Raw genomic sequence first — 12,879 nt, 5'->3', positions numbered from 1 at the left:
CTCCATTCCGTCCGCCGACGCTGCAGGACTGTGACTCAGTCGGAAAGGAACCGCAACCTTTCGACGAGTCTTCCAAAGCGCTTTGGTCATTTCGATCACGCCACCGAATTGACTAGGAGTCAAGAGGGCGGTGAGCTAATCGATTTAATCGCGCGACATTAAAGAGCAAACAAAGTGCGCTGCAGCACGCTTTTGGGCGCTGCAATAGCAAATTTTGCTTCAAACCGGTTGGAAAGGGTGCTTATGGTCTTGCGTTCGGCAGCGCCTGCCCGCGCGGGGCGAGCGATCCATGGTTAAAGCGCTTTGAGGCTTGGAGGCCTCCGATGAACCTCAAACAGCTTTCCCACATGCTGGCGCTTTCGCAGACAACGGTAAGCCGCGCGCTGAACGGCTACCCGGAAGTCAACGAGGACACGCGCCGGCGGGTGATCGACGCCGCCAAACGCCACGGCTACCGCCCCAACCCGAGCGCGCGCCGGCTGGCCACCGGCAAGTCCGGGATGATCGGTTATGTCTTGCCGACCGGGACGACCGTCGACATCGACCCGCATTTCGTCGAATTCCTCTCAGGTCTCGGCGACTACGCCCGTTCGCACGAACTCGACCTGGTGCTGTCCCCGGCCGATGCCGACGATCAGGAGACGACCTACCGGCGCATCGTCGCCAACCGGCAGGTCGACGCCGTCTACATCTCCTCCCCGAGGCCGGCCGACCGGCGGGTGGCTCTGGTCAGCACGCTCGGCATCCCGTTCATCGTCCACGGCCGCAGCGACGGGCTCGATTTCGACTACCCCTTCACCGACATCGACAATGAGGGCGCCTTCCACGAGGCGGCACGGCTGCTCGTCCAGCTCGGCCACCGGCGACTGGCGCTGATCAACGGCGACGACCGCGAGACCTTCGCCATTCACCGCGAGCGTGGCGTGCGCCGGGCGCTGGCGGCGAGCGGTCTGGCGCTTGGCGAAGGCCATGTCTGTTCCCTCGCCATGACCGAGGAGAACGGTTACCGCGCCGCCAGGCGCTTACTTGAGCAAAGCGATGCACCGACCGCGATCGTCTGCTCCAGCCTGATCATGGCGCTCGGCGTCGTGCGCGCGGTGCGCGATCTCGGCCTGACCATTCCCGGAGACCTGTCGCTGATCGCCCATGACGACGTCTTCCCCTGGCTGAAGCCGGAGAATTTTTCGGTGTCGTTGTCGACGACGCGTTCGTCGATCCGCTTGGCCGGCGCGCGTATCGCCGAGCGGCTGGCGGCGCGGATTTCCGGATTGGAGGAGGGCGCCCGCGGCGAAGTCTGGCCGGTCGACCTGGTGGTCAGGGGATCGGTCGGCGGCGCGCCGGCCTAAAGGTCAAAACTCGATCACTCCGAGCGACCGAGTTCGACCCGTTGCGACCGTAGCCGACGGTCACAATGGAGGCCCCAGACGTTGAGATGAACGCCTGTTTTCAGAATCCGCGCTCGCTCGGGTGGAAGCCCGACCGATCTTCGGCGATCATGTCTACGAGGGCGCGCAAGGGGACGGGCATAAACCTGCTGGGGAAGTAAGGCGCGGCCCGTCGAACGATTGCCACCAGTCCGGGAGAATCGGCTGAAGCGCCCCCGTTTCCAGATCGGGATCGAGCCAGTTCCGGAACGTCGCGATGATGCCGCGCCCGGACCGTGCGAAGTCGATTGCAGAGTCTGCGGCGGTGACCGCCACGATCAGGCGGCTGGGGGTCCACGGTTAAGACCTCCTCGTCCCTCTGCATCTCCCATGGGTACCGCGCTCGGCAAGGTAAGACGGTGCGGCGGCCAGGGCCAGCTGCTGGACGCGAGGGCCGATCGGCACTGCGATCATGTCAGGGCCAGATGCTCGCCATAGCGGAACTTTGATATCTCTTCTGTCGACTGCTGGATGAGGCAAAAGAGACCGAGCCATATGCAGCGTCGCGGCCCTGGGTGGCCTCCGTTCGGTGTCGCGCATGTCGGCGCCTGGAGGAGAGAAGGGAAGACGCGCGTTCAGTCGAGAAACGGCCGTGCCTTCATTGTCGCGGGCACCGGCACGCCAAGGCGCGCAAGCACCGTCGGCGCAAGCTGCAGCTGGTCGAGCAGCGTACTGGTCTCCGGACCCTTGCCCTGTCCAAAATAATACAGGGCAAAATCCTGCATCTCGTCGTCATGGCCACCATGATGGCCGCGATCGGTCTGGCCGTGATCGGCGGTGACGATCACTTCGTAGCCGGCTTCCCGCCAGCGCGGCAGGAAGGCGGCCAGCATGCCGTCCATCGCATAAACGGCTTGGTCCATCTCATGGCAGTCGTGGCCGAAGCGGTGGCCCATCGAGTCCAGCGTGCAAGTGTGCAGAATGCCGTAATCGATGCCGTGGCGTCTGGTCAGCATCGTCAGCGTCGCGAACAGGTCGAGGTCGCTCGGCGTCATCTGGTTCCTGACATTGTAGCCGGTCATGGTGTGGAACCGGCCATGCGTGATCGGCCCGCCCGGCTCGTCGAACTCGATGTCCTCGACCAGATCGAACGGATAGGCGCGGAAGAATTCGGACCAGTAGGAATGGGTGACCGCGCCGGTCCTGCCACCGGCCTTGCTGACCTCGGAGAAGATATCCGGCTGCTCGACGCGGAACCGGTTCTCGTTGGTCAGTATACCATGCACCTGCGGCGCCACGCCGGTGTGGATCGAGGCATAGCAGCAGGCCGAGGTCGACGGCAGCACGGAACGCATCTTCCAGACGCGCGCTTCGCCCGATTGCACCCAGCCTTCGAGATTGCCCATCAGCCGGCGCCAGTTGCGATAAGGCACGCCGTCTAGGATGATCAGCAAAAGTTTTTTCTTCAGCGCCACCGGGGTATCTAATTCCCGGCGCTGGCCATGCGCCGTCCCTTGATGGCCTTTTCCAACCAGCCGATCTCCATTTCGGGGACCGAGGACAAGAGAAGATCGGTATAGGCGTCGAAGGGCGGCGCCAGCACCTGGCCCTTCGCGCCGTAGCGCACCACCTCGCCGCGATACATCACCGCGATTGAATCGGCGATCGACTTCACCGTTGCCAAGTCGTGGGTGATGAACAGATAGGCGACGTTCTCCTCCTTCTGCAGTTCGAGCAGCAGCTTCAGGATGCCGTGGGCCACCAGCGGGTCGAGCGCCGACGTGACCTCGTCGCAGATGATCAGCTTCGGCTTGGCGGCAAGCGAGCGGGCGATGCAGACGCGCTGCTTCTGGCCGCCGGAAAGCTCGGCCGGGTAGCGGTCGATGAAACCCTTGCCCATTTCGATCTTGTCGAGGAGTTCGGCGACGCGGGCGTCACGTTGCCTTCCACGCAGACCGAAATAGAATTCGAGCGGCCGGCCGATGATGGTGCCGACGGTCTGGCGCGGATTCATCGCCACGTCGGCCATCTGGTAGATCATCTGCAATTGCCGGAGATCCTCTTTCGGCCGATCGGCAAGCCGGTTGGCGAGCGGACGTCCATCGAAGGTGACGGTGCCCTCTTCGGGTGGCAGAAGGCCGGTGATGGCGCGCGCCAGTGTCGACTTGCCCGAACCGGACTCGCCGACCACGGCCAGCGTCTGGCCCGGATAGATGTCGACCGAGACGTTCTTCAGCACCTTGATATGACTGCGGCCATAAGCGGCGGTGATGTTCTTGACTGACAGGAACGGTGTCGTGCCGGGCTTCTGCTCCTGGTGCTCGATCTCATGCACCGAGACGAGCGCATTGGTGTATTCCTGGCGCGGTTCCTTGATGATCTGGCGAGTGCCGCCCCATTCGACAAGCCGGCCATGGCGCAGCACCATGATCTCGTCCGAGACCTGCGCGACGACGGCAAGGTCGTGAGTGATGTACAGCGCCGCGACATGCGTGTCGCGGATGGCGTCCTTGATTGCCGCCAGCACGTCGATCTGCGTCGTCACGTCGAGCGCCGTGGTCGGCTCGTCGAAGACGATCAGGTCGGGCTCCGAGCACAGCGCCATCGCCGTCATCACGCGCTGCAGCTGGCCGCCCGACACCTGGTGCGGAAAGCGCTCGCCGATGCTTTCGGGATTCGGCAGGCTGAGCTTCTTGAACAGCGCGATGGCGCGTTTTTCAGCCGCGGCCCGTGTCGCCGTGCCATGCAGCAGCGTCGCCTCGACCACCTGGTCCATCAGCCTGTGCGCCGGGTTGAACGCCGCCGCCGCCGATTGCGCGACATAGCAGACCTCGCGGCCGCGCAGCTTGCGAAAGCCCTCCTTGCCGCCCTTGAGGATGTCGCGGCCGTTGAGGATGACCTCGCCGCCGGTGATGCGCACGCCGCCGCGGCCATAGCCCATCGACGCCAGGCCGATCGTCGACTTGCCGGCGCCGGACTCGCCGATAAGGCCGAGCACTTTGCCCTTCTCGAGTGTCAGCGAGACGTCGTGGACCAGCACGATGTTCTTCGGCGCCTCGCCCGGCGGGAACACCGTGGCCTCGATGCGCAGATTGCGGATGTCGAGCAGCATGGACTTTGCTCGCTGGTCAGCCATCACCCGCGCCCTCCCTTCAGGCTTGTCGTGCGGTTGAGCACCCAGTCGGCGACAAGGTTGACGGAAATCGCCAGCATCGCGATCGCCGCCGCCGGGATGAGTGCCGCCGCTATGCCGAAGACGATGCCGTCCTTGTTTTCCTTGACCATGCCGCCCCAGTCGGCGCTAGGCGGCTGCACGCCGAGCCCGAGGAAGGACAGCGTCGACAGGAACAGCACGGCATAGATGAAGCGCAGGCCGAGTTCCGAAACCAGCGGCGACAATGCATTGGGCAGGATCTCGCGGAAGATGATCCACATGCTGCCTTCGCCGCGCAGCTTGGCGGCCTCGACGAAATCCATCACGTTGATGTCGACGGCGACCGCCCGCGACAGGCGGTAGACGCGGGTCGAGTCGAGAATGCCCATGACCAGGATCAGCGTCACCAGATTGGTAGGCAGCACCGAGAGCACGACGAGGCCCATGATCAGCGTCGGGATCGACATCAGGAGATCGACGAGGCGCGACATAAGCGTGTCGAACCAGCCGCCGAAAACCGCCGCCGAGAAGCCGAGGATGGCGCCGAGCGAGAAGGACAGGGCGGTGGCCAGCACCGCGATGAACAGCGTGACGCGAGCGCCGTAGATCATGCGCGAAAGGAGGTCGCGGCCAAGGTTGTCGGTGCCCAGCCAATGTGTCGCCGACATCGGTCCCCAGACATCGCCGACGATCTCGCCATTGCCATACGGCGCGATCCAGGGCGCGAAGATCGCCGCCAGCACGAACAGCGCCGTCAGCACCAGGCCGATCAGCGCCGGGATGGGGATGCGTTTTATGTCGAGCATGCCCGCTCCCCTATTTCGGATGTCTGAGACGCGGATTGGCGACGATCGCCGCTATGTCCGCAATGATGTTCAGGCTGATGTAGACGGCGGCGAAGATCAGCCCGACCGCCTGCACCACCGGCACGTCGCGCTTGGTGACGTGGTCGACGAGATATTGCCCCATGCCGGGATAGACGAAGATCACCTCGACCACGACGACGCCGACGATGAGATAGGCGAGGTTGAGCATGACGACATTGATGATCGGCGCAATCGCATTGGGGAAGGCATGCCTGCGGATGACGGCGAAGGCCGAAAGCCCCTTGAGTTCGGCGGTTTCCACATAAGCCGACTGCATGACATTGAGGATCGCGGCGCGCGTCATGCGCATCATGTGGGCGAGCACCACCAGCGTCAGTGCCGCCGCCGGCAGCATGATCGCCTGCATGCGCTCGCCGAAAGGCATTCCGTCATAGACGGTCGAGATGCCGGGAAAGATCTGGTACTTCACGGCGAAGAAATAGACGAGCACGTAGCCGATGAAGAATTCGGGAAAGGACGTCGAGGCAAGCGCCAGTCCGGAGATCAGCTTGTCGACCCAGCCATTGCGGTAGCGCACCGCAATCAGGCCGAGGATGATCGCCAGCGGCACGGCCACGACCGCCGCCCAGAAGGCGAGGAACAGAGTGTTCCACAACCGCCCCTTGATCGACGTCGCAATATCCTGCCCGCTCGACATCGCGGTGCCGAGATCGCCGGTCACGACGCCGCCGAGCCAGCGGAAATAGCGGATAAAGGCCGGATCGTTGAGGCCGAGCTGCTCGCGCAGATTGGCGAGCGACTCAGGCGTCGCCGACTGTCCGAGGATGGCTTGCGCGACGTCGCCGGGCAGGATCTGAGTGCCGGCGAAGATCAGGACCGATACGGCCAACAGCAAGAGGATGCCCAGCGCAATGCGCTGGGCCACCAGTTTCACGATGGGTGAGGACATATCCGCAAGGCCGGGCTCAGGCTTCGAGCCAGCACTTTGCCAGAGCGTACCCGTTCATCAGCTCCTGATGCGGATCGTCGACCCAGCCGGCGACCTTGGCGCCCGTCGCGTCGATGAACTGGTTGAACATCGGCAGGATCAGGCCGCCCTCGTCGCGGACGACCATCGCCATGTCGCGATACATCGCCTTGCGCTTGGCCTCGTCGAGCTCGGCGCGGGCCGCCAGCACCATCTTGTCGAAATCCGGACGCAGGAAACGCGTGTCGTTCCAGTCGGCCGTCGACAGGTAGGCGGTCGAATACATCTGGTCCTGCGTCGAGCGTCCGCCCCAGTAGGAGGCGCAGAAGGGCTGCTTGTTCCAGACTTCCGACCAGTAGCCGTCGCCCGGTTCGCGCTTGATCTCCAGCGTGATGCCGGCCTTGGCCGCGCTCTGCTGGAACAGCTGGGCGGCATCGACGGCGCCGGGGAAGGCGACGTCCGACGTCCTGAGCAGGACGGCGCCGTCATGGCCAGACTTCTTGAAATGGAACTTGGCCTTGTCGGGATCGTATTTGCGCTGCTCGATATCGTCGGAAAACAGCGGATAGGCCGCGTTGATCGGGAAATCGTTGCCGAGCGAGCCATAGCCTCTGAGGATCTTGTCGAGCATCTCCTCGCGGTCGATCGCCAGCTTCAGCGCCATACGCAGGTCGTTGTTGTCGAACGGCGCCGTGTTGCAATGCATGATGAACACATAGTGGCCGGGTCCAGCATGATTGCGGATGGTGACGCCGGGCAGACGCTTGATCAGGTCGACGATCTTCGGCTCGACGCGGTTGATCATGTTGACCTGGCCGCCCTGCAGCGCCGAGGTGCGCGCCGTGGCGTCGTTGATGACGATGATTTCGATCTGGTCGGCATGGCCCATCTTGTCGGCCTGCCAGTAATTGGCGAAACGCTCGCCGCCGTGGCGCACGCCGGGCTCGTTGGTGGTGACCTTGTAAGGTCCGGCCGAGATGCCGGCGTCGGCCTTGTCCTTGCCGCCATTGGGCTGGACGATCAAATGGTAGTCGCTGAGCAGATAGGGCAGGTCGGCATTGGCTTCCTTCAAGGTCAGCACGACTTCCTTGCCGCTGGCCTTGATGCTCTCGATGCCCTTCATATAGCCGAGCGCGCCCGACTTCGACTTCTCGTCCGAATGGCGTTCGAGTGTGGCGGCCACGTCCTCGGCGGTCACCGTCTTGCCATTGTGGAATTCGACGCCGTCGCGAATCTTCAGCGTCCAGACCTTGGCGTCGTCCGACGAGCCGATCTCCTCGGCGATGCGGTTCTCGAGAGTGCCTTCCGGGGACAGCTCGACGATCAGTTCGCCCCACATTTTGCCGAAGGCGAACGGCACCTGGGTCATGAACAGGGCCGGATCGAGGCTGTTGGTGGACTCGCCACCGACCAGGCCGGCCTTCAGCGTGCCGCCCTTGACCGGACCCGCGGCGCGTGCCGCACTTGAAAGCAGCGAGTTGGCGAAGGTCGCGGTGACGCCGAGCGCTGCCGCCCGGCCGAGAAAATCACGACGGCTCAGTTTGCCGGATGCGACGCGCCGGCTAAGAAATTCCAGTTCGTTCGACATGTTGAGTTCCTCACTCTGTTGGTTCGACCTTATGGTCGTTTTTTTATGGTTTCTTGTGAGGAGAATAATGACCGCAAGGGAACGCCGTAAGCAAGACCGAATGCGACATGCCGTGGCGTAAACCGTACGTCGCAATTGGACCAATCCGCATAAGCGCTCAAAGCAGAGCGCGCGGGATTTTCTCTTCGAAATTGCGCTCGAAAACCAGGTTCTCACCTTCGTAGGCTTCGATTCTGGCGCTAACCATGAAGTTTTGCGCGTCGCACCGCATCTCGGCTGATGTTTCGGTGCGCACCGACCATCCATTTCGCGACAGCGTCTGGGTCCAGTGCGTCTTGCCCGAGGCCGACAGCGGATTGTCAGGATGGATCGCCCATGTCTCACGGGCAATGCTGCCGTTGGCGAGACCATGCTCCAGATCGCGCACCTCGCCGAAGTCGTCGACGACGGAAAGCGTGACGATTCCGGTCTTTTCGTCGCGATCGACATGACGTTCTGAATTGGCGGCGCGGATCGTTTCGGTTGCCCAGGGCGATGCTGCTTCTGGTGAAGCGAAACCGACCTCATTGCCTTGCGCCGGCGGGCGCAGCGGCAGCTTCAGCGTTGCCGCCGACAGGTCGAGCCGGACTGGCTCCGGCGATGGCCAGATCATCGGCCAGTAGGCGTTCGAAACGGCAATACGCAGGCGGTGACCTGATGGCACGCGATAAGCGCATTGGTCGAGCACGACCAGGGCGCTGACGGTTTCGCCCGGCACCAGCGCTTCCGGGAATTCGTGCGAATTGTGGTGCGTCAGGTTGAGCACGCCGAAGGAGATTAGCTCGGATGCGCCGTCGGGATGCACGTCACAAAGCCGGATCGCGATGTTCGCTTGGGGCCGGTCCGACGAGACCCTGACCCGCACCTCAGGCGCGCCGACAATATCGATCGCCTCAGTCAGCGCCGGCTGGTCGAAACACACCGACAGCGCATCATCGGGGCGCTGATCGCCGGGCAATTCCGGGCCGAAGGTGAAGGGAAAATATTCGCCTCCGGCGAGACCGCAGCTTTGCGGCGAAGCGACGATGGCCGGCTTGCTGCCTTCTGGAATCAGCTCGACTTCCTGCGTCTTGATATCAGGCGACGGCCACGCCGATTCCGCCACCCAGCGGCCCGGCCGTTCGGGATGCCAGCGCGCGGGGCGGACGCTGTCCATGACATAGGCGCAGTAGGCGGGATCGGACTCGACGCTGGTGTCGATGCCCTTTAGCCAGCGGTCCCACCAGCGCAACGCCTCCTGCAGGAAGCCGATGCGCGGTTCAGGTGCCGCATAATGCGGGTATTTGTGAATCCACGGGCCGACGATGCCCTTGACTGGCGCCTCGATGTTGGCGGCGAGATGGGAAATGGTGTTGCGATAGCCGTCATGCCAGCCACCGATCGACAGCACGGCGGCTCGGATGGCGGAATAGTCCTCGCAGATAGAGCCGCGCTTCCAGTAAGCGTCGCGGTGCTGGTGTCTCAGCCAAAGCGGCGCCAGGAAGGGTTGGTTCTCCAGTCGGGTCAGCCACAGGTCGCGCCATCTGGTGTCGCCGGCCAGCAGCGGGTCCGGCGGCCGCGACGAATAGGACAGCATTGTCGAGGCCCAGCCGAAATTCTCGATCAGCAGGCAGCCGCCCTTGTAGTGGATGTCGTCGGCGTAGCGGTCGACGGTCGAGCACAGGCTGATGACCGCCTTCAGCGCCGGCGGCTGCTTGGCTGCAGTCTGCAGGCAATTGAAGCCGCCCCAGGAGATGCCCATCATGCCGACATTGCCGTTGCACCAGGGCTGGGCCGCCGCCCAGGCGATCACGTCGCAAGCATCCTGCAGTTCCTGCTCGGAATATTCGTCGTCCATCAGCCCTTCGGAATCGCCATTGCCGCGCATGTCGACGCGGATCGAGGCGTAGCCGTGGCCGGCGAAATAGGGATGCGTCAGCTGGTCCCGATAAATTGTGCCGTCGCGCTTGCGGTAGGGCAGGTGCTCGAGAATCGCCGGCACCGGATCGTCGGCAGCATCGGCCGGCATCCACACCCGCGCCGACAACCGGCAGCCATCCGGCATGACGATGCCCATATCCGGAAACTCGACGACCTTGCGGGGAAATTCAGTGGCGGTTTTCATGGCAGGCATAACGCCTCGCGCAGACGCGACTTTCAATCGCTATTCGCGACTGGAGCAGCAGAATATGCGACCTGTCATGGACTTTGTGGTCAGCGCAACTCGTCCAGCAGTTCGGGATGTTTTTCCAACAGCGTCATCAGTTGGATAGTTGGGCCGCTTGGCTCGATCAGACCCCGTTCGTATTTGTCGAAAGCGTTCTCGCCGACCTTGAACAGGGATCCTGCCTCGCGCTGCGACAGTTTAAGCTTTGTGCGCACGCGTCGGATGGTGGCCGGTGCCGGAACACCGTCGATCTTTTCTTTGAGGATGCGGAGCGCTGCGTCGGCGACAGTCATGTCCTCTCCGACATGCACGCCCTCATCTCCCGATGAGGGATAATAACCCGGCAGATCGACGATCATGCTCTCGCCCTTGTAAGTCACAGTGAACGGACGCACTCCACGCGTCAGTGTTTCTCCTGTTTCGGAGGAGATCATGGTATTCGTTTCATTGCTTTCTTTTGTCGCCATAGTCATTTTTCCTTGAACGACATGACCGTGAACTCGGTCACGACATCCGCCTGAAATTTCACATAAAGGATCAAGTCGCGCGCCGGCACGTGATAGACAGACACGATGATCCGCGAATGTCGTCATTGACTTTACAAACATTTTTCGCGTGATGCTGCCGATCACCTCGACTATAGCGGCGCGATCGAAGCCTAGCCCAATAGCATCCCGCAGGGCGGACGTCGTGATTGCCAGCGTATCGACAGACCCAAATGTCGTCTTGATCGCATCAAGATCGTAAGTGGGTCTGCGTTTCTCCATAGCGCAATATGCCACCATAAAGGTGGCAATTCAAGCGGCTCTACCCAATCGAGCTCCGTCAGGTTCAACTCAGCGGAATGTCGTTTTCGGCCTTGCTCGCCTGGTAGGCGCTGGACAGTTCGTCATAACGCGCGGAGATGATGCCGATCCGCGTTTCCAGCCGCTGGCGCACGGCCTCGGGCAACGACCGCACCAGTCTGCGGATCGAAAAACTCTTCCAGTAGGCATTCTCGGCATTGTAGCCGCCGGGGTCGAGAGTGAAGATCTCCTTCAGGATCTTCAGGTCGTGCGGGATGGCAAAGCTGTCGCGCGAATCCTCGTGGCTGAACAAATAGTAGAAATTATCGAAGCCGGTCCAGGTGATTGCCGACAGGCAAAGCGAGCAGGGTTCGTGCGTGGCGAGGAAGATCGCGCCCTTGGTGTCGACGCGCTCGGCCTTCGGCATTTCGTAGAACCGCTTCAGGCAGTGCACCTCGCCATGCCAGAGCGGGTTTTCCGTCTCGTTGTTGGTCTCGGCGAGCACCAGCGAGCGGTCGTTCTTGCGCAGGATCGCCGCGCCGAACAGCTTATTGCCGTAGGCGACGCCTTCGACCGTCTTCGGCACGATGTCGTGCTCGATGACGTCGAGCAGGCGGTCGATCAGCGAGACGTCGGCCATCAGGCGGGCCCGTCGGGGAGATCGATCTCGTAGACGTGCGAGAAATGGCACTCTTCGAGATTGGAGCCGTCGCCACCGCGGTCGACGACGAGAAAATCCTGGGCCTCGCCGATCGGCGTCAGCACACCGTGCCACCGATTGCGCGGGTAGTTCACCCCTTGTCCGGGTGCGGTGATGAAGGCGTGCGGCTCGCCCGGACCGTCTTGGCCATCATGGCAAACGACGACCAGGAACGGCCGTGGCGACAGCGGGATGAAAGCCTGGCTGCCGAACGGATGACGCTCGACCATGGTGAGCTTCAGCGGAAAATCGTACGGCGTGCCGCGCACCATGGAGATCAGCACGCGTGCATTCGGCCCCTGCGCTTCGACGGTGGCGAGGTCATGGTAGCGTTCGGCATTGCCGCCATTGATCGGGTAGTGGTTATCGCCGCCCATATCGATGACGTCGCCGAATTCAGCGAAGTTCTCGCGGGTCAGCGGCCGCGCCACGATGCGGGTCATGGCGCGCGACTCGCGACGCCGGCGCCGCCAAGCTTGGCATGCCGGTTGACGTCCTTGTAGAGCAGGTAGCGGAATTTTCCGGGACCGCCGGCATAGCAGGCCTGCGGACAGAAGGCGCGCAGCCACATATAGTCGCCGGCCTCGACCTCGACCCAGTCCTGGTTGAGGCGGTAGACCGCCTTGCCCTCCAGCACGTAGAGGCCATGCTCCATGACATGCGTCTCGGCGAAGGGGATGACCGCTCCCGGTTCGAGCGTGACGACGGTGACATGCATATCGTGGCGCATGTCGGCCGGGTCGACGAAGCGCGTTGTCGCCCATCTGCCTTCGGTGCCGGGCATGGGCGTGGACGCGATGTCTCGTTCGTTGGCAAAAAGGGCTTGCGGCGTATCGATGCCCTCGACGGCCTCGTAGGCTTTTCGGATCCAGTGGAAACGGACAGCTTCATCGCTCTCGTTGCGAACGGTCCATCCGCTGGCCGGCGGCAGGAAAGCAAAGCCACCCGGCTGCAGGACATGTTTCTCGCCAGCCAGCAAAACGCTCAGCTCGCCTTCGACCACGAACAAGGCGCCCTCGGCGCCGCCATCGGGTTCCGGCCGATCGCTGCCGCCGCCGGGCGCGACCTCGACGATATATTGCGAAAACGTCTCGGCAAAACCCGACAGCGGGCGCGACAGCACCCAGACGCGGGTCTTTTCCCAGAACGGCAGGGCGCTGGTGACGATGTCCTGCATCACCCCCCTTGGAATGACGGCATAGGCCTCGGTGAAGACAGCCCTGCCGGTCAGCAGCTCACTCTGGCCGGGGTGGCCGCCCTGCGGCGCGTAATAGGTTCGGTCGGCCATTTTCATCGTATCCATCAGTTA

11 protein-coding genes are annotated in these 12,879 nt (G+C 62.8%); 1 reads left to right on the top strand and 10 read right to left on the bottom strand.

Going from position 1 to position 12,879, the window contains the following annotated elements:
- Nucleotides 1-323 precede the first annotated feature (323 nt).
- Entirely contained in the window at nt 324-1,346 is a 1,023-nt protein-coding gene (locus AC0L25_RS15130; protein WP_473596232.1) for a substrate-binding domain-containing protein, read from the top strand.
- Between the two features lie 653 nt (nt 1,347-1,999).
- On the opposite strand, the gene AC0L25_RS15125 is transcribed toward AC0L25_RS15130, so the two are convergent.
- From AC0L25_RS15125 to AC0L25_RS15080, 10 genes are all read right to left on the bottom strand, one after another.
- Nucleotides 2,000-2,839 carry an alkaline phosphatase family protein gene (locus AC0L25_RS15125; RefSeq protein ID WP_473596231.1) on the bottom strand — a complete coding sequence of 280 codons (840 nt, stop codon included), beginning with the start codon at nt 2,837-2,839 and terminating at the stop codon, nt 2,000-2,002.
- 8 nt (nt 2,840-2,847) lie between these two features.
- Nucleotides 2,848-4,500: an ABC transporter ATP-binding protein gene (locus AC0L25_RS15120; RefSeq protein ID WP_473596230.1), complete on the bottom strand. Its 1,653-nt coding sequence runs from the start codon at nt 4,498-4,500 to the stop codon at nt 2,848-2,850.
- Nucleotides 4,500-5,324, bottom strand: a complete 825-nt coding sequence (locus AC0L25_RS15115) for an ABC transporter permease (protein WP_287333039.1) — start codon at nt 5,322-5,324, stop codon at nt 4,500-4,502. Before AC0L25_RS15115 ends, AC0L25_RS15120 begins: the two co-directional genes overlap by 1 nt.
- 10 nt (nt 5,325-5,334) lie before the next feature.
- The gene (locus AC0L25_RS15110) at nt 5,335-6,294 is read right to left on the bottom strand and encodes an ABC transporter permease (protein WP_023796836.1); all 960 of its coding nucleotides are present in this window, start codon (nt 6,292-6,294) and stop codon (nt 5,335-5,337) included.
- Between the two features lie 16 nt (nt 6,295-6,310).
- Entirely contained in the window at nt 6,311-7,900 is a 1,590-nt protein-coding gene (locus tag AC0L25_RS15105; RefSeq protein ID WP_473596229.1) for an ABC transporter substrate-binding protein, read from the bottom strand.
- A gap of 157 nt (nt 7,901-8,057) precedes the next feature.
- Complete coding sequence (locus tag AC0L25_RS15100) at nt 8,058-10,043, bottom strand: CocE/NonD family hydrolase (RefSeq protein ID WP_473596228.1); 1,986 nt, start codon at nt 10,041-10,043, stop codon at nt 8,058-8,060.
- An 89-nt stretch (nt 10,044-10,132) separates the two neighbouring features.
- Nucleotides 10,133-10,852: a type II toxin-antitoxin system MqsR family toxin gene (locus tag AC0L25_RS15095; protein WP_473596227.1), complete on the bottom strand. Its 720-nt coding sequence runs from the start codon at nt 10,850-10,852 to the stop codon at nt 10,133-10,135.
- A gap of 64 nt (nt 10,853-10,916) precedes the next feature.
- On the bottom strand, nt 10,917-11,510 hold the full coding sequence (locus AC0L25_RS15090) for a nucleoside deaminase (protein ID WP_473596226.1): 594 nt from the start codon (nt 11,508-11,510) through the stop codon (nt 10,917-10,919).
- On the bottom strand, nt 11,510-12,013 hold the full coding sequence (locus tag AC0L25_RS15085) for an ureidoglycolate lyase (RefSeq protein WP_473596225.1): 504 nt from the start codon (nt 12,011-12,013) through the stop codon (nt 11,510-11,512). The genes AC0L25_RS15090 and AC0L25_RS15085 overlap by 1 nt, the downstream gene beginning before the upstream one ends.
- On the bottom strand, nt 12,010-12,858 hold the full coding sequence (locus AC0L25_RS15080; RefSeq protein WP_473596224.1) for a bifunctional allantoicase/(S)-ureidoglycine aminohydrolase: 849 nt from the start codon (nt 12,856-12,858) through the stop codon (nt 12,010-12,012). Before AC0L25_RS15080 ends, AC0L25_RS15085 begins: the two co-directional genes overlap by 4 nt.
- Nucleotides 12,859-12,879 lie beyond the last annotated feature (21 nt).

The sequence above is a fragment of the Mesorhizobium sp. WSM4813 genome, from assembly GCF_055811555.1.
Note: the sequence above shows the minus strand (reverse complement) of the source record. Positions and strands in the feature narration are given on the sequence as shown.